The following is a 24023-nucleotide window of genomic DNA, read 5'->3' on the forward strand; positions in this document are numbered from 1 at the left end:
GGAAACTAGCAACCGCCACTGTTCCGCCGGCTGCCGTGGCGTGGAGCGGGAACTGCAAGCGGCGCGGCGGATCTGCGATGCCGTAGGTGCGCCCACATTGTGGGCTGAGGCGGTCTGCGTGGCGGACGCATGGGCGAGCTACCACCGCGAGCTGGACCGCGTGCGGGAGGTAGCCCGAGGCGTCGGAATCAGCGACGTAGCGTGGCGGCACCTGATGTACGGCCCCGTCGAGCAGCCGGAGTAGACGACGGCTGAGACCCGGCTGATCCTGGCCAAAGTGGTCCACGTCACTCCCACTGTCATACGAGCTGGGCTTTTGGGGTTGTGGGGAACCTGATCGACCTTGGAACCCGTACAGGACGGGGCAGACGCATTACCGACCGGTCCCAGACAGGCGGGGGGAGGGGTGCTCCCCCTGGGGGCAGGCCCACCCGGAGGCCGGCACCTACCCACACCCCCAGCGGGGCAGGCCAGGCACAGGCCCTAAGCCAACACTCACTAGGCCACCCACTGCCCACCCGTGCCCTAGTGCCCTGCGGTAGCCACCCACGGGGGGCGGGGGCAGGGCCTACCCGCACCCAGGAACCCAGGCAGGCCACGCCCTGCCGAACCTGACCCACACCCGGCGCACTAGCCCTGTGCGTGGCGCACAACCCCGCAGTGCAGCAGGCGGGATAAGTGCCAAGCCGAGCCCGCGCCAGTGCGGCAGCGGGCCGCAGAGAACCACCGAAGCAGCCCGGATAACAAAGCCACATAAGGAGATTCATATGCGTAGAGAAGTCTGGCCCGAGGAATACGTGCCGCCGTCACCGGGTCACAGCCTGACCCACTGCGGGAATAGCAACTGCAACCCGTGCCGCTCGTTACACGCGAACGAGCGAGCCCGGGCTGGGCAGAAGCCCTGGAAGAAGTCGAAAGAGTGGGTTGACGACAACGAGTACACCGAGGAGGAGCGACTGACCAACCTACGGATAGAGGGCGCTCGTCGGCGGGGAATGCGCCGATGACGCCGGATAACCGATTCCGAAGTGAAATGCTCGGCGGCTCCTTAGTCCGGCCAATCCACGGCCTCCTGTCCCGATGAGTTGATCTTCAACGCGAGTACGTCGGACAACTCAGGTCGATTGGTTAATCCCGCCAAGATGGGGCGGGCTCCCGACACATTGGCAGAGCAGGTCAAATGACGTGAATCAACGCCGCAGATTGCTATGGTCCGAATCGTGGAGGCCTTTCGACCCCGTCATTCGGGCGCACGGTGACTGACGCGCAGGCTTTATCGACGTTACTCACCATCGAGGCCTTTATGCTGGCCGTCGTAAGTCTCACCGCGACCTTTGTGGCTCCTGGGCGGCAGGCCGTAGCCGCGCTCCCCGTTCCCGGCTTTGTTCTTGCGATGGCGGCGGCGGTCGCCGTAGGTGTCCTTGGCCTCGGGGCTGCCTTTGCTTGGGCCGGAATGTACACCGGAGGGTCTCTGCGGCCTTGGCGAGAAGTGGTTGTGGCGGTCGTCATGCTGCTGGCTGTGCTCTTCCAACCCGTGTTCGCTGTGATGCTGGCGCTGGGTGTGAGGAAGCGAAAGTGACACTGCGCCAGCGCGTTGTCATACCGGCCCACTATCGTGCAGACGTAGAGGCCTTTGCAATGGAGGGATGGTTTGAGTCCGACAAGCATTGTCCTCAGAGGAAAGAAATGCTGAAAGTAGTGGGCACTTTGTATCAGGGTGTGGTTTCCCTTGACGTGGAAAGTGAAAGCTCCGACATTCGATTAGCCGATTCGGGGGCGCTTGAAACTGTTGCGAATATGATGGGATTGATAGTTAGGCGCAATAATTCACTTGCCGATTACATATCAGATATTAGTACGCTGCCTAATGACAAAGACAGATGGTATGATATCTGCTGTGCCGCCGGTTGGTTGATTATGCAAATTTATGTTCGTGAATTGGTGCGTGGACAGAGAGGGGGCGACTAACGGTGGCTATAACTCGGAAGTCTCCCAATTCGGTCATGCGAGACGAACTTCTGGACGAGCGTGCAAATAAGCTCTTCAACTTCGTGGCCGAAATCTCGGAGCAGTTCGCTCCAGAATCGGAGGAAGAGCCTACCACCCCCGACTTTAGCGACCTCCTTAAGAGGGACATTCGTAGATATTTAGAGGACGAGATTATTCCGGCTGTATCTCTAGATTCTGACGACTGGATAGACAAGACCGAACTGCGCCATGAAGTTTCCAAGAAGGCGCTTCTCGGCCTCAAACTCTCCGCGCTTCGTCGCGGCGCGCAAGACGTGATGGAGAGTCCTCCTTCGCGGTATTCCGCCGAGGATTTGGCTGAGGTCGTTGCCAGATCGCTTGGGTGGGACCCGGACGCAGTAGCCCAGTTCGTCCTCGACCACGTAGAAGAACCCACGCCGGACAACTCGCACGTCTCCAGGCTCTACGCCTTATCGCCCGACCCCGGAATAACGGAGCGGATCGAGTCGGAGATTAGCCAATACATGGGTCGATACATCCGCGTAGGGGTGGCGCAGTGGTATGCGTTTACAGACCTGAAGCTTATTGATCACGGGATTCGCGTTTACGGCAGGTACATGTCGTATACAACTGATGTCGAGCAGGTAGATAGCTCTGCCAAGTTGGTTCCGGTGCGGAGTTCCGATGAAATTGCCGTTGATATTTTGCCTCATATCCGGATTGTCGAGGTAGGTAACTCCACGATTCGAGCTTCAAGAGCTGCAGTATTTGCCGCTACTGCGGTATTCGGTGAACACACTCTCGATTATGTACCGAATGCGGGAAGTGATGCGTCTCGTGTCAGGGGTCTCGTGCACGGATCTTCGTTATTCTTACTCAACATCCTTGAGAACCGGATCCCTAATCACATCGTCACGGGAATAAACCTAACCGTCGCAAGATTCAAATTTGATAACACGGATGTGAGTGACAGCAGTAAGCCAGCTCTGACAGCTGTGCGGTTTGAGGGAACTCATGTTCTGGATTCCGTCCAGGCATGCCGATTCATCGTGGTTGACGGACGACCGTTGGCCAATATCTCATTCAGGCTGTCGCTGCGGCGATCTGACTCGGGTGATCAGATGTCCAAGAGCACTAGCACCTTCCCCGTAAAGATCGCCATCGAACGGGACCACGTGCATGTGACGACCGGACTAGGCGACGACCCTCTACGAGCGCCTGAAGCCCACGCGCTCGTCAAGAGGGCCATTCAAGCGGAGATCGTCAGCGGTCATGAACCTTCCGCCCTTGAGGGGCTGATCTCGCGGATGGCTGAGCGGGCACAGGCCACCCAACCGTCCGACCGCCCCAGCATGCTCTCAACCGACCTGCGGCGCACGGACCGCACCTAGATCGGTCTGCGCTGCTGCGCCCAAGCTGTAGCGCTCGCAGCAGTCTTTCGCACCGCCTCGTCCATGTCCTTGCCCAAGAAGATGTGAGCGCCCGCACGAACGTCGCACTCATTCACACGGTCAATGACTCGGGTGACTTTGGCCTCGTGCGTAAAGACACGGCCTACGGGGGGTTCGAGCCTCTCAACTTCGATATAGAAGAAGAAGCCGTTAACCGTTAGGTCCATGCCCAAATCCATCACATTTCCAATGCTACCGAGCAGACTGTGTTGTAAAATGAGGCAATCGAGTACGCCATCGGCACCATCGCGGCGGCGGCGTTCGCCGCGATCCTTTACACGGTCGTGACCGGCGACTCCGTCGTGACGGCGTTGACAAACATCATCGCCCGCGCGCTGAACACCAAGGCCTAGCCGACGATGCCGGTGCGGCCACGGTGGAGGCGGCATTCGGTGTCGCCGCGCTGGTCTCGGTACTCATGGTGTGCCTGGCCGGCATCGCAGCGGTGTCGATGGAAGTCCGCTGTATCGACGCCGCGCGTGAGGCTGCCCGGCTGGCCGCGCGTGGTGACGAGCGGTCGGCCATCGACGCCGCCCGCGGCGTCGCGCCCGGCGGTGCCGCCGTGCAGCTGCGCCGCGATGGCGAATTCGTCGTCGCAACGGTCGTCGCCCGGTCGAATCTGCTGTCCGCGTTGCACATCGCGGCCACCGCGGTGGCGGCGGTCGAACCGCAGTGACGAGCGGGGCTCTGCCACCGTCGTCGCGACCGCGATGGTCGTCGTGCTGTTGTCAGTCACTGTCGGCAGCGCGTACCTGGGTGCCGCGGTGGTGGCGCGGCACCGGGCTCAGGCCGCGGCCGATCTGGCCGCGCTGGCCGCCGCGGCGGGAGTCCCCGCCGGACCCGGGACCGCGTGCGCGCGGGCCCACGCGGTGGCCCACGCGATGCGGGTCAACACCGCCGACTGCGCCGTCGACGACCTGGATGTCGTAGTCACGATCGAGGCGGCGCTGGCAGTCGGGCGATGGGGTGCGGCGCGTGCCGTCGCCCGCGCCGGCCCGGTTTAGTCGGTGTCGGGCAGACCCGCCTTGGCGAGCTCGGATTCGGTCGGTAACCGCAGCGCGACGAGCCCGGCGGATGTCTCCTGATCGATTTCCACCCGGTTGACCGTCACATGCACCGGCACCCATCCGCCGTCATGGCCGGGCATCCGGAGCACTCCGCAGGTGGTGCCGGCGGCGAACTCGTTGGTCATCGCCGTCATCTTCGCTGCGTCGCTGGGATGCATCCGCGGGGCATCGGTGCTGATGCGCCGCCAGTCGTAGAACGGGCACGGCTCGTCGAGCCACTTCAGCAGCGTCCAGCTGTGCGGGTCGAACAGCGCCCGGTGCACTCCGGGACGGGCCAGCCCGTGCAGGATCTGCTGGGCGAGCCGATCGGGCGATGGGGGCCGGTCGGCGGGTTCGGCACGCCAATTCATTCCCCGGGCGATCATGTGATCGCGACCGTCTGCCCCCGGTTCCAGGCCATTGCGGGCGACGAAGCTCACTCGAATGTGGTCGCCCTGCCAATCAGTGCCGTCCCAGGTGTCGCATACGGTGTGGCCCGGTTGCGACCTGATCGCCGCCGCGAGCGCCCGGCCTTCATTCGGTTTGAGATCACCCGATGGCCAGCATTCGGCGAACGCGCGCTCCTCAGCGTCCTCGAGCTCCACATTCCTGCCCATGTTGGCCAGTGACTCCGGCGTATCGGTGGCCACTCCGAGGGTCATGTCCCACTTCAGCGGACCCGGAATCGGTCGCTCCGGCGGTTCGCCACCGGCCGGCCCGCTCCAGACATGTACACCGTGGATCCGGCCGTCGGACATCAATACCGGTTCGGTGCAGATCACGCGGTCGTTTTTGGGGGTGATGCTGGCAAGGCTCTGGCTGGTTTGCAGCGACTCAGCGATCGCGGACTGGATAGCGGCGCGGCGCGGGTTACGCCGTAAGAACGTGGCTATTGGAACCAGGTTTCGCAATTGACGGCCCATTGCCACTACGGCCGGTTCGGTACCCAGCGTTTCCACGAGTAACCACTCGTTGGCCATAGCTCACTAGTTTACCGGCCGGCTGGCCGATAACCCGTTGGCTCCCTGTCGAATCCGCGTGACTTTCACTGTGACGAACCTGTGGGCGGCTGTGACACACGCGGCGCGGACTTGCACACATCACCGACCGGCAGGTATTTTGCTGCTGCGCCATTGCGGAATGTTGAACGGCTTGCGTTGTCCAACCGTTCTTCGTGTTGTATTTTTCGCACGCACGCGTTTCTTCGTCAGCGAGGAAAGCGCTTTCATAGCGGCTGCCGCAAACATGGCCATATGGAAGTCGACCGTTCGAGGGGTCGGTCGTCATCCGTATGTCTGAGTCTGGTTAGCCAGCGCAGCCAGCACCAAACCCAGCACCTGCACCGCTCCCGCCTTATCCAGCGGATCGTTACCGTTACCGCATTTCGGTGATTGCACACAGGACGGGCATCCCGACGGGCACTCGCATGCCTCGATGGCGGCGGCGGTGGCGCCCAGCCAGGTGCCGGCCCGGCGGAAACCCTGTTCGGCGAAGCCGGCTCCGCCGGGGTAACCGTCGTAGACGAAGACGCTTGGTAGGCCTTCGGATTCCGGTCCCACCGCCGTGGACAATCCGCCGATGTCGCCGCGATCGCAGCTGGCCACCAACGGTAGCAGCCCGATCGCGGCGTGCTCGGCGGCATGCAGCGAGCCCGGGATTCTGAGCGGATCGATTCCGTTGCGGTGCAGTGCTTCTGGCGTGATGGTGTACATGACTGCGGCGGTGTCCAGGGTGTGCGGTGGTATATCCAGCTCGACGAAGTCGATGACCTCGCCGGTCAGTCGGCGGCGCAAGTAGCCGACGATGTGATTGGTCACGCTGACCGGTACCAGACCCAGGGTGACCGGTCCGAAAACCTGGCGTTCGCCGGCTCCGGTCACCGCGATGTCGGTGAGTTCGCGGGCGAATGTTGCATATCCGGGATCCTCGGCGTGGACGAATGCCAGACCTTCGTCGAAATCCAGCGAGTCGACGACATAACTCTCGCCCTGGTGCAGATACACCGCGCCCGGATGTACCGAAGCCGCCGCCTGGCCCGCCCCGGCCGTTCCCAGCAGCCGTCCGGTCTCGCCCTCGACAATGACGACCTGGCCACCCGTCGGACCACGAATGTCCACTGCCGGATGGGGATCCACGCCCGGTGCCGGATAGTACTTGCCGGACCGCCGTCGCAGTAGCCCGTCGTCGACCAACTGGTGGGCGACATCCTCGGCACCCAGCACCCGCATCTCGGCATCGTCGATCGGTAATTCCGTTGCAGCACAGAGCAACTGCGGTCCGAGGATATAGGGATTGGCCGGGTCGATCACGACCCGCTCGATCGGTTTGTCCAGCAGCGCGGCGGGATTGTGTACCAGATAGGTGTCCAGCGGATCGTCGCGGGCGACCAGCACCACCAGCGCACCCTGTCCGCGCCGACCGGATCGGCCGGCCTGCTGCCAAAACGACGTGACCGTCCCGGGAAAGCCGGCCAGCACCACCGCGTCCAGTCCGGCAATATCGATGCCGAGTTCCAGCGCGTTGGTCGTGGCCAGGCCCCGCAGCCGTCCGTCGAGCAGCGCCTGCTCGAGTGCGTTGCGGTCCTCGGGCAGATAACCCGCCCGATAGGACGCCACCGTGTCGGTCAGCTGCGGAGCGATGTCTTCCAGCCGCGCGCGCGTTGCCAGCGCGGTCAGTTCCGCGCCGCGCCGCGAGCGGACGAAGGTCAGCGTGCGCGCCCCTTCGGCGATCAAGTCGGCCATCACGCGTGCCGCCTCGCTACCAGCGGACCGCCTTACCGGAGCGCCGTTCTCACCGGTGAGGTCGGCGCGCAGCGCCGGCTCCCACAACGCCACCGTCCGGGCGCCCTGCGGAGAGGCATCTTCGGTGATCTCCTCGACCGGCTGCCCGATCAGCTCGGCGGCGGTCGCACCCGGTGCCGCCGTCGTTGCGCTGGCGAAGATCACCGTCGGTGTCATAGTCGGGCCGGCGCCATAGCGGGCGCACAACCGCAGCAGGCGACGCAGCACCATCGCGACGTTCGAACCGAAAACGCCTCGGTAGTAATGGCATTCGTCGACCACCACAAAGCGCAGCCCGCGCAGGAAGACCGCCCAGCGGGCATGGTTTCGCAGTAGCGCCAGGTGGACCATGTCAGGATTGGAGAACACCCAGCGAGAACGCTCCCGCGCGAGGCGTCGCACCTCGGCGGGACTGTCGCCGTCGTAAGCCGTCGGCGCGATATCACTCAGCCGGGGGATCGCCGCGGTCAAGCTGTGCGCGGCGCGCAGCTGGTCGTGGCCAAGGGCTTTCGTCGGCGAGATGTACAGCGCGCGGGCGCGCGGATCGGTTGCCAGCGCATTGAGGATGGGGAGTTGGTAGGCCAGCGATTTACCAGATGCGGTGCCGGTGCTGATCACCACGTGGCGGCCGGCGTGAGCCAGCTCCGCCGCCTGAACCTGGTGTGCCCATGGCGAACTGATGCCGCGGTCGTTGAATGCACGGAGCACGTCGGGCTCAACCCATGTCGGCCAAGGGTGTTGGCGTCCATGCCGCGCCGGCAGCTCGGCGACATGACGGAGCGGGTGTTCGTCCACCGCGGTGCCGGCCACCGCGGCGGCGAGCAGCTCGCTGCCGAACGTCACCATGGTTTTCGCGCCTCCTGATCCCAATTGACCGCCAAAAACCGCGACCGATAGCCCGGTTGCGGCCAGGCGTTTCGACGTCGCACCTGAATTGTTTACCTCGTGGTAGTCCAATTGATCATCTGAGACTGTTGCTGAGGCGACGAACATGGTTGACTGTTTGCGGTCGCAGCTTCTGTGTTCGTGTCAAACTTTCGCAGGATCGACGTTGCGGTCGCGGTTCCTGCGAGGTTGTAGGTCGGGTGAAGTTCCGGCGACTCGGCAAGGTATAGCGGTCGGAACGGGCCCGGAGCATCGAGGTGATGCTCCGCACCCGAGAAGTAAAGGAACAATCGAGAAATGCCACAGGGAACTGTGAAGTGGTTCAACGCGGAAAAGGGATTCGGCTTCATTGCCCCCGAAGACGGTTCGGCCGACGTGTTCGTCCACTACACGGAAATCCAGGGAAGCGGCTTCCGCACCCTTGAGGAGAATCAGCGGGTCGAGTTCGAGGTCGGTCAGAGCCCCAAGGGTCCTCAGGCCACCGGAGTCCGCTCCGTCTGATAAGCCTTCCAAACGACAAACCCCCCGCACGATCCGGAGTTATCGGGTTCGTTTGGGGGGTTTTCGTCATCTAAGCACCCCACCCCCCGCACGCCATGGCGTGCATTGTTGGCTGGGCGCTTACTGTCATTGACGTGAGCCAGCTGTCCTTTTTCTCGGCTGAGTCGTTGCCGCCTGCGGTCAGCGATCTCACCGGGGTGCTGGCTGCCGCAGGACAAATCGTGATGGTCGGCGGCGGGGCCCGGCTGTCGGTGGTCGTCGATCAGGCGTGGCGGGCGCAGGCGTTGGGCCAGATGATCGACGAGGCCGGTCTGACCGCCGAGATCACCGTCACGGAGGAGAACACGCCATTGGTGCGGACGGCGGTCGACGCCAGCTTGCGCCCCATCGCCGCGGAGTGGACGCGTGGCGCGGTGAAGACCGTGCCGCCTCCGTGGTTGCCCGGGCCGCGGGAGCTGCGGGCATGGACATTGGCCGCCGGCGGCCCGGAGGCCGACCGTTATCTCCTGGGGCTGGACCCCCACGCGCCGGACACCCATTCGCCGCTGGCGTCGGCGCTGATGCGCGTCGGGATAGCGCCGACCTTGATCGGCACCCGGGGAGCCCGGCCCGCGCTGCGGATCAGCGGCCGTCGCCGGCTATCGCGCCTGGTAGAAAACGTTGGGGAACCGCCCGAGGTCGCCGAGGCGTTGCCCTTCTGGCCGCACGTTTAGCGGTGATTGGACGGCCACTGGACGGGGGGTCGGTTTGCGTCGGCTCATCCCGAATGCCACATTGTCAGGTGTCAGCCGGGCCGAAGGGCGCCGCAGACGCGACGCTGGCCGGTCGCGGAACTTCTATCCGCGAGGCCCGCTCAGAGGCGGAAGTAAATGAAAGCGAGCGTAAATAGAGGTGGCTGAAGGCGACCGAGGTGGCCCTGAAAGACGGGGCAATGGCGCCACGCGGCGACTCGTCATTGTCGAGTCGCCGACCAAAGCACGTAAATTAGCCGGTTACCTGGGCGCTAATTACATCGTCGAGTCCTCTCGGGGGCACATCCGCGACCTCCCGCGCGCAGCGGCCGATGTGCCGGCGAAGTACAAGTCGCAGCCGTGGGCCCGGCTCGGGGTCAACGTCGACGAGGACTTCGAACCGCTCTACATCATCAGCCCGGACAAGAAGAGCACGGTCACCGAGCTCAAGGGCCTGCTCAAAGACGTCGACGAGCTCTATCTGGCCACGGATGGTGACCGCGAGGGCGAGGCGATCGCCTGGCACCTGCTGGAGACCCTCAAACCGCGCATTCCCATCAAGCGGATGGTTTTCCACGAGATCACCGAGCAGGCGATCCTGGAAGCCGCCGAAAACCCCCGCGACCTGGACATCGACCTGGTCGATGCCCAGGAAACCCGCCGCATCCTGGACCGGCTGTACGGCTACGAGGTCAGCCCGGTGCTGTGGAAGAAGGTCGCGCCCAAGCTGTCAGCGGGCCGGGTCCAGTCGGTGGCCACTCGGATCATCGTGCAGCGCGAACGTGACCGCATGGCGTTTCGCAGTGCGGCCTACTGGGACGTGGTGGCCGAGCTGGACGCCAGCGTGTCCGACCCCAAGGCCCACCCGCCGACCTTCAACGCCCGGCTGACCGCCGTCGACGGACTGCGGGTGGCGACCGGCCGCGACTTCGACTCGCTGGGTCAGTTGCGCAAAGCCGACGAAGTGACCGTGCTCGACGAAGCCCGCGCGACGGCGTTGGCCACCGGGCTGCGGGGCGCGCAACTCGCGGTCGCATCCGTCGAGGAGAAGCCGTACACCCGTCGGCCGTACGCGCCGTTCATGACGTCGACGCTGCAGCAGGAGGCCGGCCGCAAGCTCCGGTTCTCCGCCGAGCGCACGATGAGCATCGCCCAACGGCTCTACGAGAACGGCTACATCACCTACATGCGTACCGACTCGACGACGCTGTCGCAGTCGGCGATCGACGCGGCCCGTACCCAGGCCCGTCAGCTCTACGGCGAGGAGTACGTCTATCCGTCGGCGCGCCAATACACCCGCAAGGTGAAGAACGCCCAGGAGGCCCACGAGGCGATCCGGCCCGCGGGGGAAACCTTCGCCACCCCCGACGCCGTGCGGCGCGAGCTCGACGGCGACGATTTCCGGCTCTACGAGCTGATCTGGCAGCGCACGGTCGCCTCGCAGATGGCCGACGCCCGCGGCACCACGCTGAGCCTGCGGATCAACGGTGAATCCGACGGCCGCCAGGTCGTGTTCTCCGCCAGCGGTCGCACACTGACTTTCCCGGGCTTTCTCAAGGCCTACGTGGAGACCGTGGACGATCAGGCTGGCGGCGAGGCCGACGACGCCGAGCGCCGGCTGCCGCACCTGACCCAGGGTCAGCGAGTGGATGCCACCGAGTTGACCCCGGACGGCCACTCCACCAACCCGCCAGCCCGCTACACCGAGGCGTCGCTGATCAAGGCTCTCGAAGAGCTCGGCATCGGGCGGCCGTCAACCTATTCGTCGATCATCAAGACCATCCAAGACCGCGGCTACGTCCACAAGAAGGGCAGCGCGCTGGTGCCGTCCTGGGTTGCGTTCGCCGTCACCGGTTTGCTGGAGCAGCATTTCGGCCGGCTCGTCGACTACGGCTTCACCGCGGCGATGGAGGACGAACTCGACGCGATCGCATCAGGCACCGAGCGGCGTACCAACTGGCTCACCAACTTCTACTTCGGTGGCGACCACGGCGTGGCCGACTCGGTGGCGCGCGCCGGTGGGCTGAAGAAGCTGGTCGGCGTCAACCTCGAAGGCATCGACGCGCGAGAAGTCAACTCCATCAAGCTTTTCGACGACGCGCAGGGGCGCGCTGTCAATGTGCGGGTGGGCAAGAACGGCCCGTATCTGGAGCGGATAGTGGTCGGCGACGACGGCGAACCGACCCCGCAGCGGGCCAACCTGCAGGACTCCCTGACTCCCGACGAGTTGACCCTCGGCATCGCCGAGGAGCTGTTCGCGACGCCGCAAGAGGGGCGCACGCTCGGTGTCGATCCGGACACCGGACACGAGATCGTCGCCAAGGACGGTCGATACGGTCCCTACGTCACCGAGGTGCTGCCCAAGCCGGACGACGACGACGGCGCTGCCGGACAGCCGGCCAAAAAGGGTAAGAAGCCCACCGACCCCAAGCCGCGAACCGGCTCGCTGCTGCGCAGCATGGATCTGCAGACGGTGACGCTCGAGGACGCGTTGAAGCTGCTGTCGCTGCCGCGGGTAGTCGGCGTCGACCCTGAAGCAGGCGAGGAGATCACCGCGCAGAACGGTCGCTACGGCCCATATCTCAAGCGCGGCAACGACTCTCGATCGTTGGCGACGGAAGACCAGATATTCGACATCACCCTCGAAGACGCGCTGAAGCTCTACGCCGAACCGAAACGACGCGGGCGGCAGGGTGCGGCGGCGCCGCCGCTGCGTGAGCTGGGCAACGACCCGGCGTCAGCCATGCCGATGGTGATCAAAGACGGCCGGTTCGGCCCCTACGTCACCGACGGGGAGACCAATGCGAGCCTGCGCAAGGGTGACGACGTGCTGTCGATCACCGACGAGCGCGCCGCCGAACTGCTGGCTGATCGCCGTGCCCGTGGCCCGGTGAAGCGGACGGCCAAGAAAACCGCGCGTAAAGCTCCCGCCAAGAAGACGGCCGCCAAGAAAGCCGCCAAGCGCAGCTAGCAGGGCATATTGGGCCGCACCTGTCGGCTTGGCGGACCTCAGCAAACCTTTCTTCCGCGTTGCGGAAATTAGTTGGTGATTCTCAGCCACTTCTCAGGTACAGTGATCCCTACACATGTCGTGGATCCGTCCCGGCGTCACCTAGGGGAGAGTCATGCGAGCCGCTGTCCGATACTGCATCACCGCTGGTGTTGCGCTCGGCGGCGTCAGCATCCTCATCGTCGCCCCGTCGTCGCCGCCACTGCGCGACGTCGAGGTGCCCGCGATGCAGCTCTCCAACGACTCGCACGACAACCCCGATGCGACCACCCCCTCCGTCGCGGACTTACTGCAGGTGATGGGTGGCCTGGAGAGCCCCGTCGTGGTGCAGAACATCACCGAGTCCGACGCCGGGGTGCTCGAGGGCAGTCACCCGGCCAGTGTGCCGGGCCTCAGTGACCTGTTGAACCTCGGTAACGACCCGGCCGGCACCCCGGACCCGCAGGGCAAGCCGTTCATCGACATCGGGCCGATCCTGCCGGGCGACCTGAGCCCGCAGCCGCCAGCCCCGCCGCCTGCGGGTCGCTAGCCGCTGACGTCGCTGGACACTTCTTCTGGCGCAGCCAGATTCAGTGGCCGGGCCAATTGAGTCGGCGCGGTACGGCCGCGTAGTCCGACAACCTCGGCCACATCCCAGCACAACGCTTCGGCATCAAGCGCGCCGCTGACCGCGACAGCCGAGGCCAGCACGTGTCCGTCTTCGAGCTTGGCCAGCTCGGTGAGCCGCGCCGCCTCGTTGACCGGGTCGCCGATCACCGTGTATTCGAACCGGGCCAGCGCGCCGATATGGCCAGCGATGGCCCGGCCGGAGGACACCCCGATACCGAATTCCGCCGAGCCGATCACCGGCAGCAGTTCGTCGTGCAGTTCGCGGGCCGCCGCGAGTGCGCCGCCGGAGGCGTCCGGATGCTCAATCGGCGCCCCGAAGATGGCCAGTGCCGCGTCACCCTGGAACTTGTTGACGAAACCACCGTGCCGGCCGACGGTATCCACCACCACCCGAAAGAACTCGTTGAGCAGGCTGACCACTTCGGCGGGCGGTTGCGTGGACGCCAGCTCCGTCGAGCCGACCAGGTCGACGAACAGCACCGCGACATCGCGCTCCTGGCCGCCCAGTTCGGCGCCGCGCTCCAGCGCACGCCGGGCGACGTCTTCGCCCACGTAGCGACCGAACAGGTCGCGCAGCCGTTGCCGCTCGGACAGGTCACGGACCATGTCGTTGAAGCCGGCCTGCAGCAAGCCCAGCTCACTGGCGTCGTAGATCTGCATGTGGGCGTTGTAGTTACCGCGCTGCACCTCGCCGAGCGCCCAGCGCAGCTGGCGCAGCGGGTCGGCGATCGATGTGGACACCAGTAGCGTGCTGGCCAGCCCGATGCCCAACGCCGCCAATGCCAGCAGCAGGATCGGGTTGAGCAGCTTCTCCGGCCGCCCATGCAGATACTCGGCCTTGTCGGCCACCACGGTCAGCACGATCGTCAGCAGCGGCACCCCGGTGGACAGCGCCCAGGCCAGCATCTGCCGTCCGATCACACCCGATGCCCGGATGTTCTCCGGCAGCCCGCCGCGCAGCGCGGCAACGGCCACCGGACGCAGCACCCGCTCGGACTGCAGATAGCCGATGATCGCGACGGCGGTGGCCCCCAGGGCAACGGCGACCGCCACCACTGGCGCGGCGTGGTTGGCCACCGGCCAGCTGGCCACGATGAAGATCACGCCGCCGATCAGCCAGGACGCCAGGTTGATCACCGTGCGGTGAAACGGCGTTCGCAGCGCACGGCTACGGGCCAGCTCGGTGGCGACCGGATCGCTGTCGGCTAGCAGACCGTCGCGGCGTTGCCACCGGAACACCGGCACCAGCAGACGCGCGCTGATCAGGGTTCCGACCAGGAACAGCAGCACGGCCGATCCGGCGAAGGTAGCCAGGTTGAGAGCCGGCAACTTCTGTAGTTCGATGCGGTCTTCGGGGGGCAGCCCGTAGCGCAGGAAGCCCAGCACCAGCAGCGCGCCGATGATGTCGGCCTGCATCTGGCTCAGCGTGAACACCGGCCACGGGGTGCGCACGAACCACTGGACGAATCCACTGATCCGTCTGGGAAGCGCGCCAGCCCTACTCACCTGCCCACCGTATCGGTCGGTGGGGACCAAAAAGTAGCCGAAACGGCAGTGGGCGGCCGCTGACCGGGCGGGCCGTCGGCGCCGGCCACTACTGTTACCGGTGATGTCACGGGTATTCGCACGGCTGGTCGGACAGGAGTCCGTCGAGGCCGACCTGGTGTCCGCTGCCCAGGCCGCCCGCGGTGATTCGACTCACAGCGCCGCGATGACGCATGCCTGGCTGATCACCGGCCCGCCCGGTTCGGGCCGCTCGGTGGCCGCGCTGTGCTTTGCGGCGGCCTTGCAGTGCACATCGGACGGAGACCCCGGCTGCGGGGAATGCCGTTCCTGCACAACGACGATGGCCGGCACCCACGGCGACGTGCGCCGAGTCATCCCCGAGGGACTGTCCATCGGCGTCGACGACATGCGCGCGATCGTTCAGGTCGCGTCGCGCCGGCCCAGCACCGGGCGCTGGCAGATCGTCCTGATCGAGGACGCCGACCGGCTGACCGAGGGCGCGGCGAACGCTTTGCTCAAGGTGGTGGAGGAGCCGCCGCCGTCAACGGTATTCCTGCTGTGCGCGCCGTCGGTGGATCCCGAAGACATCGCGATCACGCTGCGGTCCCGCTGCCGGCATGTCGCGCTGGTGACGCCGCCGCCGGACGCCATCGCGCAGGTCTTGATCGACAGCGACGGGCTCTCGGCCGAGATCGCGCGCTGGGCAGCGTCGGTCAGCGGCGGCCACGTCGGTCGGGCGCGACGGCTCGCCACCGATCCGCAGGCCCGCGAGCGCCGGCTACAGGCGTTGGGGCTGGCCCGCGACGCCGCGACCCGGTCGAAGGCCTACGGCGCCGCCGAGGCCCTGGTAGCCGCTGCTGAGGACGAAGCGGCAGTGCTGACTGCCGGGCGCGACGAAGCCGAAACCGAAGAGCTGCGCACCGCGCTGGGGGCCGGCGGCACCGGCAAGGGCACCGCCGGTGTGCTGCGCGGTGCCACCGGCGCCATCAAAGACCTTGAGCGACGGCAGAAGTCGCGTCTGACCCGGGCGTCGCGCGATGCCCTGGACCGGGCGCTGATCGACCTGGCGACCTACTTCCGCGACGCGGTGCTGGTCTCCGCCAGTGCGGGCGGCGCGCGGCCCAACCATCCCGACATGACAGCGCAGATCGCGGCGATGGCAGCCCACGTCCCGGCCGATCGGCTGCTGCGCTGCATCGAGGCGGTGCTGGACTGCCGCGAGGCGCTGGCCATCAACGTCAAACCCAAGTTCGCCGTCGACGCCATGGTCGCCACGATCGGCCAGGCGCTTCGCGACTAGGCGCGGGTTTGGACTTGGGCGCTTCAACGGGCCTGCCGTAGACTCGTGCCGCCCGACAGGGCACGCCACCTTAGCTCAGTCGGTAGAGCGGCTCACTCGTAATGAGCAGGTCAGGAGTTCGATTCTCCTAGGTGGCTCCACCCAGCCCCGGGTCAGCGCGGCAGCGCGTAACCCACCGGCCCGGCCGCGATGCATACGCTCAGCGACGCCGTGTTGGCCCGCACCCGGATGGCGTTGCCCGCGCCGGGGAGTCGCAGGTAGACCCGGTTGAGCCCGGGATGCACCGGAACCCGGGTGTCGGTGCCCTCGCTCAGTGCTGCCGTGATGGAGCCGTCGCTGTTGGCCAGGTAGTTGATCTCGGCCGTCCAATCCGTCGGTAGCAGGGGGCCGTCGAGGCCGAGTTCGACAGGGCGGTCGGGCTGTACCAGGTATCCGCATTGCGGTACCGGCCCGGGTGCCATTGCGCGTACCCAGGTCACCTGCGCGTCGACCAATCGGCCGTTGCTGTCCAGTGTCTTCAATTGCGTTGTCGCCAAGCTGAATTCGGGGCGATCGTGGATCAGCGCGAACAGATGGGTGGCCAGGTTGTCCGGCCAGGCCATCCGGCCGAGCACCAGCGGATCGACCTCTTGGTCGAGCAGCGGTGCACTCGAATTCCGGTGCGCGGCAGCCAAATCGCGCCGGGCGTTCTGCAGATAGGGCTGCGCGGGGTTGTCTTGCCAGGACGTCAGAAACGTTGCCGTCGAATAGCAGCTGCTGGCCACGAACGAAGCCGCCACCGCAGACGTGACCACCGCACGTCGCGCCGAGGCATCCAGCCAGTGGGACGATGAGCGGTTGGGTGCGCAGAACCCGACAGCAGCCAGCAAAGCCAGCACAACGACGAGATCGGGGAAATAGCGCAGGGTTTGGGCCAGCTCGAGTGCGGTGAACGGTGACGAGCGCATCAAATAAATCGGTACCTGGCAGGCGACCACGTAGCCGGCCGCGATCAGCCACACCGGCGCGATGCGCTGCTTGCGAGCCAGCGTCAGGGCCAGCCCCGCGACCAGCACCAGCCAGCCCAGCGCTTGGACAGCCATCGGCGGCACGGCCCACGGCGAGGCGGGCGCCCATCTTGCCCACAGCCACGGGCCGCCGGCCAAGCCGGGAACGATGCCGTGAGTGACCGAGCGGCGCAACAGATCCCACGTCATCGCCAGATCCGTACTCCACCGGCGCTGGTTGACCACGGCCAGATAGACGGCGACCCAGATGCCGGTCAGCGCCAGCGATGCCGTCCACAACCGAAGCCCCGCGCGCCATACCGTCCGCACCGCTGACCGATCACCGTGCACGTGGCAGAGCAGCACGACGACCGCGAACGCGACGAACGGGATCACCGCGGTCTTTTCGAAGAACAGCAGCCCACCGAGGTAGGCCAGCACGCCGGTCGCCGCGTAGCGCTGATTGCGGGTGCGGACAAGCAGGATCGCATCGGCGCAGACCCAGGCCAGTGCGGCCAGCATCGGCAGTGAGTTCAGCGCCGCCGCCCACCACGCGAACCCCGGCACGCCCAGCGGGGTGAACAGCGCAAAAGTCAGCGGCACGAGCAGTACCGGCCGCCAGCCCAGGATCACGTACAGACTGCGCAACAGCGCCAGCGAGGCCAGCAGTTGCAACACCACCAGGCTGATCGCCGGCCCAGTCCAATTCAACGGCGCCAGCCGGGTGATCGCGCCGGCGACCAGGAACGCGGCAGGCATCACGTGGCCGTCGTGGTCGTCGAACAGGAACGACGGCGACAGCAGGCCGTGCGTGCCGGCGCGGCCGACCAGGATCAGGTCGTCCCAATAGAAGTAGCCACGAAAAGCCAGCACGCCGCGGATCACGAGCTGCGCCGCGACGAGCAATCCCGCGGCCAGCGCCACCTTCGGTATCCCGGCGGCCCGTCGGTATGGTGGGCCGGTGCGCGCACTGGTCACCGGGGCTGCCGGGTTCATCGGGTCGACGCTAGTCGACCGGTTGCTGGGCGACGGGCATCGCGTCGTCGGCCTGGACAACTACGCCTCCGGGCGGGCCACGAACATCGAGCATCTGGCCGACAATTCCGAGTTCGCGTTCGTCGAGGCCGACATCGTGACCGCCGATCTGCACGCCATCCTCGACGAGTACCACCCGGAGGTGGTGTTCCACCTGGCCGCGCAGATCGATGTACGGCACTCGGTGGCCGACCCGCAATTCGACGCGTCGGTCAACGTGATCGGCACTGTGCGTCTCGCCGAAGCCGCACGCCTGACCGGGGTGCGCAAGATTGTGCACACCTCCTCGGGCGGATCGATCTACGGGACGCCGCCGACCTACCCGACCAGTGAGGCGGTGCCCACCGACCCGGCGTCGCCGTATGCCGCAAGCAAGGTTGCCGGCGAGATCTACCTCAACACCTTCCGGCATCTCTACGGCCTGGAGTGTTCGCACATCGCGCCGGCCAATGTCTATGGGCCACGGCAGGATCCGCACGGCGAGGCCGGGGTGGTGGCGATCTTCGCGCAGGCGCTGCTGTCCGGCAAGCCCACCAAGGTGTTCGGCGACGGCTCCAACACCCGTGACTACGTGTTCGTCGACGACGTGGTGGACGCGTTCATCAAAGCGTCCGGCCCAGACGGCGGCGGGCAGCGTTTCAACGTCGGCACCGCCGTGGAAACCTCTGACCGCCAACTGCATTCAGCGGTGGCGGCTGCGGTCGGTGCGCCCGACGACCCGGAATTCCAGCCGCCCCGGCTGGGCGACCTCAAGCGGTCGTGCCTCGACATCGGTTCAGCCGAACGGGTTTTGGGCTGGCGCCCGCAGGTGCGGCTCGACGAGGGAGTGGCTCGTACGGTGGAGTACTTCCGGCACCTGCACGCCGGGTAGTGGCTGAGAGGTCATAGGCCGAACACGGTGTCGAAGAGGTCAAGCCAGGGCTGGTCCGCGAACGATGCCAGTCCTTCGGCCGGAGTAAGTCCTGCGGAAGCGTCCAAGCTCGCGTACACCCAGGAGAGATCCAGGTTTCCGAACGGCGTCACGAAGGTATCGGTGATGAGGTTCTGACCGTCTGGGCCCAACCCCGGCAAGTCGGTGTAGAAATTCTCGAAACCGAGACCCCATGAAGTGAAATCGATTATCGAGCCGTCTGGCAAAGTCGGGTCCGCCGAATCAGTGACGAGGAGCGTTTCAGTAAAGGAGCTGACGAACATCGGCTGGATGGTGGTCACGTCGGCTTCGAAGGTCGACGACGGAGTGTCGGCGCCGTCACCGTAAATACCGAACAGGCCTACCCCCTGAATCGAGAAGTTTCCCGGTGGGAGACCGTTGATTCCGGTGTAGGTCAACTGCGCGTCGGGTGCGGCTTTGATGATGTCGTCACCAAACGAAATAGGTCGTAGCAGCGAGCCGTCGTTGAGGCCGGCGGACGCGTCATAGGGAAAGAATATGGGCGAAAGATCAACAGATTGGCCAGTATTGGTGTCGATCAGAGTGTCTGTGACTTCGTCGGTGCCGTCGGGTTGTGGAATCGAGGAGTAAACGTTCGACAGGTTGTAGAAATCGATGGTGTTGTAGACCGATCCGATCGGCAGCGAGTCGGCGGTACCCGTTTGTGCGGTGACCAGGAACGCTTCGGTGTGGAAACCGACTCCGTCAGTGGTGGTGGTCTGGAGGGCGTTGAAGGTGGCATCCGGATTGTCACCGGATTGGAATGTTTGATAGCCCTGGTGGTCAATGGTGAACGGCGGAAGTCCGCTGACGGCGGTGATGACTGGGCCGCTGGTCGCGGTGATCCCGTTGGGTAGCACGGACGGCAAGTTAACGGCGTCGATCTTGAGGACATTGACGAGTTGGGACAGGTCGATGTTGCCGAACGGAGTCTTCAAGATGTCCGTGATGGTGGTGGTATCCCCCGACGGTATAGCGGAGTACACATTGGTGAATAGGCCGCCGAAACTGTGCGTGGTACTGATCACCGATCCCGCGCTGGGGGCTATTCCGGTTGGATCTTCGTATCCCGGCACGTCGGGGCTGACGTAGAGTACCTGGCTGGTCGCGAGCTCTTCGTTCGCAAGATCGGTGCGGGTCCCCAGATAGGGAACGGTGGACACGTAGGCATAAAAATGTCCGACCGGGTCATCGGAATCGTTTCCACTGACGTCGAACAGCCCATAGCCCTGGATGCTTGAGTTGACGCCGGGCGGCGCAGTGCTGATGTTGTACAGACCGGTCACCGTTTCCGGTTCGACCGGATTGATGGTGTAACCGGCCGCATCGAAGGGATCGGCGGCCGGTGCTGCGATGTCGACGTCGTCGGCGATCGCGACGGCGTCGGGAAGGAACGAAACTCCGAAAACACTGCTGGCTACCGCGGCAAGTACACAAGTCAATCGAGAGCGAGTCATCGATGGGCTTTCCGATCTTGTCGTGGTATTCACCCGGAAGAAAGTGTCGCAAGCTTCCCTCATCCTGAGAATAGGCTGCGAAGGCGTCAGCAACCCATGTGAGATACCTAATTCATCGGCCCCATGGGCTGATCACTCGGGCGGTTGTGCACCCTCGAGTGCGACGGCGCGGGCCAGTCGCGCGTAACGCACTTCGAGGTCCTTGAACCGCAAATAGGTGCTCAGCGTGCTGAAACTGAACGCGATGATCAGCGCGTAGAGCATCAGGTCGGTGCCGCGGGCCACCCCCAGCCAGTGCGCCACCACCGTGGTGTCGTTGGGCCGCAGCACCGCGTACACACCGGCCAGCACGAACAACACGAAGCCCACCTTGATCCAGGCTTGGGACTGAGCGCTGCGACGGGACCGCAGCAGATAAACCACCAGCGCGAAGATCGAGGCAATCAGCAGGCCCTGAATCCAGTTCATCGCGGCATCCTTCCTCGCAGGAATCCGTCGACAATGATGTTGACACCGTTGAGCAGCGGTTGACCCTTGGCCGAGGAGTATGCGGTGTAGAGCACTTCGACGGGTTGTTCGGCGACGCGCCAACGGTTTTCGTCGATCAGCATGATGAACTCGGTGGCGTGACTCATCCCGGTCATGGTGATGTCCAGCCGATCGGCGACCGTCTTGTTGAACACCCGCAGCCCGTTGTTGGTATCGGTCAATCCCAGCCGGCGACCGCGCGGGCTCAGCCGCGCGGCGGTCTGCAGCACCACCCGTTTCAGCAGCGGCGGCCGGCTGACGCCCGGGCCGAATCGGGTACCGATGACGACGTCGGTATCGCCGACGGCCAACCGGTTGACCATCGCCACGACGTCGTGCACCCGGTGCTGGCCGTCGGCGTCGAAGGTGGCGAAGACCTGCGCCCCGGGCTGACTGCGGGCGTACTCGACGCCGGTCTGGATGGCGGCACCCTGGCCCAGGTTGACCGGGTGCCGCACCAGGTGCGCGCCGGCGTGCAGGGCGATGTCGCCGGTGTCGTCGGCGCTGCCGTCGTCGACGCAGACCACATTGGCGAAAACCGACCGCAGGTCGGTGATCACCTCGCCGATTACACCCGCTTCGTTGAAGGCAGGGACGACGATCCAGACGTCGGGCATTTCAGTGGGCATTTCAAGCCCACAACGTACACGCGGTACCCGCAGATCAGCGGCCCGGACGCGCAAGCGCGCCCAGGTGAACGCCGATGCCCACCAGCGGACCGCACAGCAACGCGACCACCGTGCGGGTCTCCAGCGGCAGCGGCAACAACAGCAGCAGCGTCGCCGCCACCGTCGCGCACACCCAGCCCAGCGCGTAGGAGCGCTGCAACGCGGCCGCGACCGTCGCCGCGCCGGTCAGCGTCAGCATCGCGATCGTCACCGCCGCCCCGGTCAGCCAGGCCAGCAACGCGCCCGCCGCGTGATAGTCCGGCCCGAAGCCGACCCGCAGCAGCCACGGGCCGACCAGACCGGCTGCCGGCACGCCGACCGCGCCGATCGCGCCGACCAGCGCCGCCGGCGCGATCAGGGCCCGCAGCCGCGCGGTTCGCTCGTCGACGAAATGCGCGATCAGGTTGCCCTGCATCGCGGTCAGCGGCACCAGCAGCGGCGCGCGGGTCAAGGTGACGGCCAGAATGACCACCCCACCCTGGGCGCCGAGCTGGCTGGACGTGACCTTCAACAGCACCGGAAAGCCCATCACCAGGACCGCGCTGGCGCCCGCCGCGGTGATGGAATGGGCCGCCCCGCGCAAAAAGGTCGCGGTGCCGCCCGGGGTGAGCAGCCGCGCCGCCGATCGCGTCGCCGGCGACACCGCAATCATCATCAGCCAGGCCAGCGCGCCCGCGACGGTGGCCCATAAGAAGCCGACCAGGCCGCAGCCGACCAGGACGGTCGCCGTCGCGACTGCCACCCGGATCACGGCGTCGGTGACCATCAGCGCGCCGTACTGCGTCCAGCGGTTGGTGCCTGCCAGCATCCCCAGCAACGTGGCGTGCAGGCAGAATCCCGCCAGCCCCGCGCTGAGCAGGCCCACGGAAAGCCAATGGGCGTCGGCGAACACCCGGCCGCTCCACAGCGGTGACCCGGCGGCGATGGCCACTGCGGCGCCGATCCCGACCATGCCCGCCACCCGCAGCGGATGGGTGCGCCGACCCGGCAGCACCTCGGCTCGGCTTTCATAGCCCCCCGAGCGGATCTCGCGGGTGGTCTCCTGCAGCAGGCCGTTGGCTGCACCGGTGACCAGCCCGAACGCTCCCCAGAACACCGCGAAGACCGAGAAACCGGCCGGCGCCAGATCGCGGGCGGCCAGGTAGACCACCGCGTAGCCGCACACCGCCGTCACCGCGGTCGCGGTACCCACTCGGGCCACGCTGCTGCGCGCGATCGGGCTGGCAAAAGCTCCCACGCCGGCAGTGCCGCCCACTTCAGTCACGGTTCGAAACTATTCAGCATCGTCGTGACGGATGCCAAAGCCCGGCGGCGGCGAGGCCTCAGTGTTGTTTGACGATCGACCGCGGCGCGGTCCGCCACCTTCTGCTGCCGTCGGGTTGTTGCCGCGGTGGCTCGAGCAACAGGACGGCCTGACCGCCGAGGAGCACCGGGCGCACCCAGTCGCCCAGCTCGATCACCTCACCGGGTTCGGGTCGGCCGTGCATCGGGTGGTAACCGAGGTCGACTGGAACCAGCGAGCGCAGCTCCTCGACTGTGGCGTGCATCGGCAGCTCGCGGATCCCCGGCAGAGTGATGAACAGCCCGTCATCGCCGGACAGTTGCAGCCCCACGGCGGCCAGTGCGCCGACAACGCCGTCTTGCGTCCCGCCGTGTCCGGACAAATGCACGCCCAGCTTGGCGGCAAGCTCCCGGGCCTCCTGAGTTCGCAGCACTTCGCGTTTGGCCCTGAAGCCGAAATCGACCACTGATCGGACCGTTTCGGCCAAGCGGCGGGGAATGGCCACCGCGAGCCCAGGGTCGGCATCTGCCGGACAAACCCGCTCGAGGAACCGCCCGGCGAGGTCGATGATCTGGCCGAGCACGCTGTCCGGGTCGCCGCCCGGGCTGCGTAAGGCCAGGCATGCGCTGGAGTTGTGTGAGGTGTAGGGGATTCGGTCGTCGACCAGAAGCTGGTGACGGGTAGCTGCGGCCGGGGCCGCAAGCTCAGCCGCCGCCAGCTCCTCCAGCAGTGCGCGCGCCCGCCGGCCCGTTCCGGGGCTGTGCAGGTTGTCGGTGTCATCGATCCCGACCAGGATATCGACGCCGGCCAGCGCCGACCTTCCGCTCACGGGTTGACGACCAGGCTGGTGACGTCGCGCACCCACCGGTCGACGTCCAGGGTGGTCCCGGCGAGCTTGAGGGTGTTGCGTCTGGTGATGTTCAGGATGACCCCGGTGGTGAGCTCTGCGGAGGTGAGCATCTGCGCTGGGTCGCTGCCTTCCACTCGGACACTGGCGACGCCGGCCGCGTGGGCGGCGTCCAGGACTGAACGCACAGTGGGACCTTTCTGGATGACCGCGCCGCGCGACTGCGGCGTCGCGATCTCGGCCTGCGGCAGATCTTGCAACTGCCGCAGCGTGAAGTGGGCGAGGACTCGGTCATTCTGTTGAACGGCAAGGGAACTTCCGTGGGAAGCATCGCCGTGTTGGCCTCGGTGGCCGGATCCGCCACGATCACCGGACACCTGGCCGCCGCACCCCGCGTTCAGTGTCGTGAGCATCAGCATCGTCGCGCATAGGCGCGGGGCCGACTGCATCAACACAGCCCCGACACGATTCCGCATATCGGGAAGATATACCCGGTAGTATC

General features: G+C 65.8%; 22 protein-coding genes, 1 tRNA gene and 1 pseudogene. 14 read left to right on the forward strand and 10 right to left on the reverse strand.

Annotation, left to right across the window (positions count from 1 at the left end):
- The 7 genes and pseudogenes from VGG53_RS14750 to VGG53_RS14780 all read left to right on the forward strand — a co-directional run.
- A partial coding sequence (locus VGG53_RS14750; RefSeq protein ID WP_331518803.1) for a hypothetical protein occupies window positions 1-244 on the forward strand: 244 nt, incomplete at its 5' end.
- Window positions 245-1255: 1011 nt separating this feature from the next.
- Window positions 1256-1579 (forward strand): hypothetical protein, encoded by a 324-nt coding sequence (locus VGG53_RS14755; RefSeq protein WP_331518804.1) that lies wholly within the window; start codon window positions 1256-1258, stop codon window positions 1577-1579.
- Complete coding sequence (locus tag VGG53_RS14760) at window positions 1576-1968, forward strand: hypothetical protein (RefSeq protein WP_331518805.1); 393 nt, start codon at window positions 1576-1578, stop codon at window positions 1966-1968. Before VGG53_RS14755 ends, VGG53_RS14760 begins: the two co-directional genes overlap by 4 nt.
- A 35-nt stretch (window positions 1969-2003) precedes the next feature.
- Window positions 2004-3359 carry a hypothetical protein gene (locus tag VGG53_RS14765; protein ID WP_331518806.1) on the forward strand — a complete coding sequence of 452 codons (1356 nt, stop codon included), beginning with the start codon at window positions 2004-2006 and terminating at the stop codon, window positions 3357-3359.
- A gap of 284 nt (window positions 3360-3643) precedes the next feature.
- Window positions 3644-3772: pseudogene (locus VGG53_RS14770) on the forward strand (DUF4244 domain-containing protein); the annotation flags it as partial.
- 23 nt (window positions 3773-3795) lie between these two features.
- Window positions 3796-4095 carry a TadE family type IV pilus minor pilin gene (locus VGG53_RS14775; protein WP_331518807.1) on the forward strand — a complete coding sequence of 100 codons (300 nt, stop codon included), beginning with the start codon at window positions 3796-3798 and terminating at the stop codon, window positions 4093-4095.
- A 34-nt stretch (window positions 4096-4129) separates the two neighbouring features.
- A complete protein-coding gene (locus VGG53_RS14780; RefSeq protein WP_331518808.1) occupies window positions 4130-4423 on the forward strand; it encodes an Rv3654c family TadE-like protein in 294 nt (97 codons plus the stop codon).
- Here the strand turns inward: VGG53_RS14780 and VGG53_RS14785 are convergent.
- Both VGG53_RS14785 and VGG53_RS14790 read right to left on the reverse strand, forming a co-directional pair.
- Complete coding sequence (locus VGG53_RS14785; RefSeq protein WP_331518809.1) at window positions 4420-5445, reverse strand: PAS domain-containing protein; 1026 nt, start codon at window positions 5443-5445, stop codon at window positions 4420-4422. The two genes, VGG53_RS14780 and VGG53_RS14785, sit on opposite strands and share 4 nt — an antisense overlap.
- Window positions 5446-5748: 303 nt before the next feature.
- Window positions 5749-8091 (reverse strand): DEAD/DEAH box helicase, encoded by a 2343-nt coding sequence (locus VGG53_RS14790; RefSeq protein WP_331518810.1) that lies wholly within the window; start codon window positions 8089-8091, stop codon window positions 5749-5751.
- Window positions 8092-8427: 336 nt separating this feature from the next.
- Between VGG53_RS14790 and VGG53_RS14795 the strand changes: the two genes are divergently transcribed.
- From VGG53_RS14795 to VGG53_RS14810, 4 genes are all read left to right on the forward strand, one after another.
- Window positions 8428-8631: a cold-shock protein gene (locus tag VGG53_RS14795; protein WP_331518811.1), complete on the forward strand. Its 204-nt coding sequence runs from the start codon at window positions 8428-8430 to the stop codon at window positions 8629-8631.
- 134 nt (window positions 8632-8765) lie between these two features.
- Window positions 8766-9344, forward strand: a complete 579-nt coding sequence (locus tag VGG53_RS14800; RefSeq protein WP_331518812.1) for a hypothetical protein — start codon at window positions 8766-8768, stop codon at window positions 9342-9344.
- A 178-nt stretch (window positions 9345-9522) separates the two neighbouring features.
- Entirely contained in the window at window positions 9523-12333 is a 2811-nt protein-coding gene (topA, locus tag VGG53_RS14805) for a type I DNA topoisomerase (RefSeq protein WP_331518813.1), read from the forward strand.
- Between the two features lie 154 nt (window positions 12334-12487).
- Complete coding sequence (locus VGG53_RS14810; RefSeq protein WP_331518815.1) at window positions 12488-12901, forward strand: hypothetical protein; 414 nt, start codon at window positions 12488-12490, stop codon at window positions 12899-12901.
- On the opposite strand, the gene VGG53_RS14815 is transcribed toward VGG53_RS14810, so the two are convergent.
- Window positions 12898-14517, reverse strand: coding sequence for an adenylate/guanylate cyclase domain-containing protein (locus VGG53_RS14815; RefSeq protein WP_331518816.1), 1620 nt, complete (start codon window positions 14515-14517; stop codon window positions 12898-12900). The genes VGG53_RS14810 and VGG53_RS14815 overlap by 4 nt on opposite strands.
- A 73-nt stretch (window positions 14518-14590) precedes the next feature.
- Here VGG53_RS14815 and VGG53_RS14820 point away from each other — a divergent pair, with 73 nt between their 5' ends.
- On the forward strand, window positions 14591-15787 hold the full coding sequence (locus tag VGG53_RS14820) for a DNA polymerase III subunit delta' (RefSeq protein WP_331518817.1): 1197 nt from the start codon (window positions 14591-14593) through the stop codon (window positions 15785-15787).
- Between the two features lie 64 nt (window positions 15788-15851).
- A tRNA-Thr gene (locus VGG53_RS14825) sits at window positions 15852-15927 on the forward strand.
- A gap of 12 nt (window positions 15928-15939) precedes the next feature.
- Here VGG53_RS14825 and VGG53_RS14830 read toward each other — a convergent pair.
- The gene (locus tag VGG53_RS14830; RefSeq protein WP_331518818.1) at window positions 15940-17769 is read right to left on the reverse strand and encodes a hypothetical protein; all 1830 of its coding nucleotides are present in this window, start codon (window positions 17767-17769) and stop codon (window positions 15940-15942) included.
- Between VGG53_RS14830 and VGG53_RS14835 the strand changes: the two genes are divergently transcribed.
- Window positions 17735-18679: an NAD-dependent epimerase/dehydratase family protein gene (locus VGG53_RS14835; protein ID WP_331518819.1), complete on the forward strand. Its 945-nt coding sequence runs from the start codon at window positions 17735-17737 to the stop codon at window positions 18677-18679. The genes VGG53_RS14830 and VGG53_RS14835 overlap by 35 nt on opposite strands.
- An 11-nt stretch (window positions 18680-18690) precedes the next feature.
- Here VGG53_RS14835 and VGG53_RS14840 read toward each other — a convergent pair whose 3' ends face one another.
- From VGG53_RS14840 to VGG53_RS14865, 6 genes are all read right to left on the reverse strand, one after another.
- Complete coding sequence (locus tag VGG53_RS14840) at window positions 18691-20196, reverse strand: hypothetical protein (protein ID WP_331518820.1); 1506 nt, start codon at window positions 20194-20196, stop codon at window positions 18691-18693.
- A gap of 132 nt (window positions 20197-20328) precedes the next feature.
- Window positions 20329-20664, reverse strand: a complete 336-nt coding sequence (locus VGG53_RS14845; RefSeq protein WP_331518821.1) for a DUF2304 domain-containing protein — start codon at window positions 20662-20664, stop codon at window positions 20329-20331.
- Window positions 20661-21353 (reverse strand): glycosyltransferase family 2 protein, encoded by a 693-nt coding sequence (locus VGG53_RS14850; protein ID WP_331518822.1) that lies wholly within the window; start codon window positions 21351-21353, stop codon window positions 20661-20663. Before VGG53_RS14850 ends, VGG53_RS14845 begins: the two co-directional genes overlap by 4 nt.
- 34 nt (window positions 21354-21387) lie before the next feature.
- On the reverse strand, window positions 21388-22656 hold the full coding sequence (locus VGG53_RS14855; RefSeq protein WP_331518823.1) for a hypothetical protein: 1269 nt from the start codon (window positions 22654-22656) through the stop codon (window positions 21388-21390).
- 58 nt (window positions 22657-22714) lie between these two features.
- The gene (locus VGG53_RS14860; RefSeq protein ID WP_331518824.1) at window positions 22715-23503 is read right to left on the reverse strand and encodes a hypothetical protein; all 789 of its coding nucleotides are present in this window, start codon (window positions 23501-23503) and stop codon (window positions 22715-22717) included.
- A complete protein-coding gene (locus VGG53_RS14865) occupies window positions 23500-23934 on the reverse strand; it encodes a hypothetical protein (protein WP_414688971.1) in 435 nt (144 codons plus the stop codon). Before VGG53_RS14865 ends, VGG53_RS14860 begins: the two co-directional genes overlap by 4 nt.
- Window positions 23935-24023: the final 89 nt, after the last annotated feature.

It is taken from the genome of Mycobacterium sp. (assembly GCF_036490025.1).
Taxonomy (GTDB): domain Bacteria; phylum Actinomycetota; class Actinomycetes; order Mycobacteriales; family Mycobacteriaceae; genus Mycobacterium.

What these genes read in the sequence shown, in the direction of transcription:
- VGG53_RS14845 (WP_331518821.1), bottom strand. Translation starts at nt 20,664, where the DNA reads ATGAACTGGATTCAGGGCCTGCTGATTGCCTCGATCTTCGCGCTGGTG.
- VGG53_RS14840 (WP_331518820.1), bottom strand. Translation starts at nt 20,196, where the DNA reads ATGACTCGCTCTCGATTGACTTGTGTACTTGCCGCGGTAGCCAGCAGT.
- VGG53_RS14780 (WP_331518808.1), top strand. Translation starts at nt 4,130, where the DNA reads ATGGTCGTCGTGCTGTTGTCAGTCACTGTCGGCAGCGCGTACCTGGGT.
- VGG53_RS14795 (WP_331518811.1), top strand. Translation starts at nt 8,428, where the DNA reads ATGCCACAGGGAACTGTGAAGTGGTTCAACGCGGAAAAGGGATTCGGC.
- VGG53_RS14790 (WP_331518810.1), bottom strand. Translation starts at nt 8,091, where the DNA reads ATGGTGACGTTCGGCAGCGAGCTGCTCGCCGCCGCGGTGGCCGGCACC.
- VGG53_RS14850 (WP_331518822.1), bottom strand. Translation starts at nt 21,353, where the DNA reads ATGCCCACTGAAATGCCCGACGTCTGGATCGTCGTCCCTGCCTTCAAC.
- VGG53_RS14810 (WP_331518815.1), top strand. Translation starts at nt 12,488, where the DNA reads ATGCGAGCCGCTGTCCGATACTGCATCACCGCTGGTGTTGCGCTCGGC.
- VGG53_RS14865 (WP_414688971.1), bottom strand. Translation starts at nt 23,934, where the DNA reads ATGCTCACGACACTGAACGCGGGGTGCGGCGGCCAGGTGTCCGGTGAT.
- VGG53_RS14785 (WP_331518809.1), bottom strand. Translation starts at nt 5,445, where the DNA reads ATGGCCAACGAGTGGTTACTCGTGGAAACGCTGGGTACCGAACCGGCC.
- VGG53_RS14765 (WP_331518806.1), top strand. Translation starts at nt 2,004, where the DNA reads ATGCGAGACGAACTTCTGGACGAGCGTGCAAATAAGCTCTTCAACTTC.
- VGG53_RS14830 (WP_331518818.1), bottom strand. Translation starts at nt 17,769, where the DNA reads ATGAACCCGGCAGCCCCGGTGACCAGTGCGCGCACCGGCCCACCATAC.
- VGG53_RS14820 (WP_331518817.1), top strand. Translation starts at nt 14,591, where the DNA reads ATGTCACGGGTATTCGCACGGCTGGTCGGACAGGAGTCCGTCGAGGCC.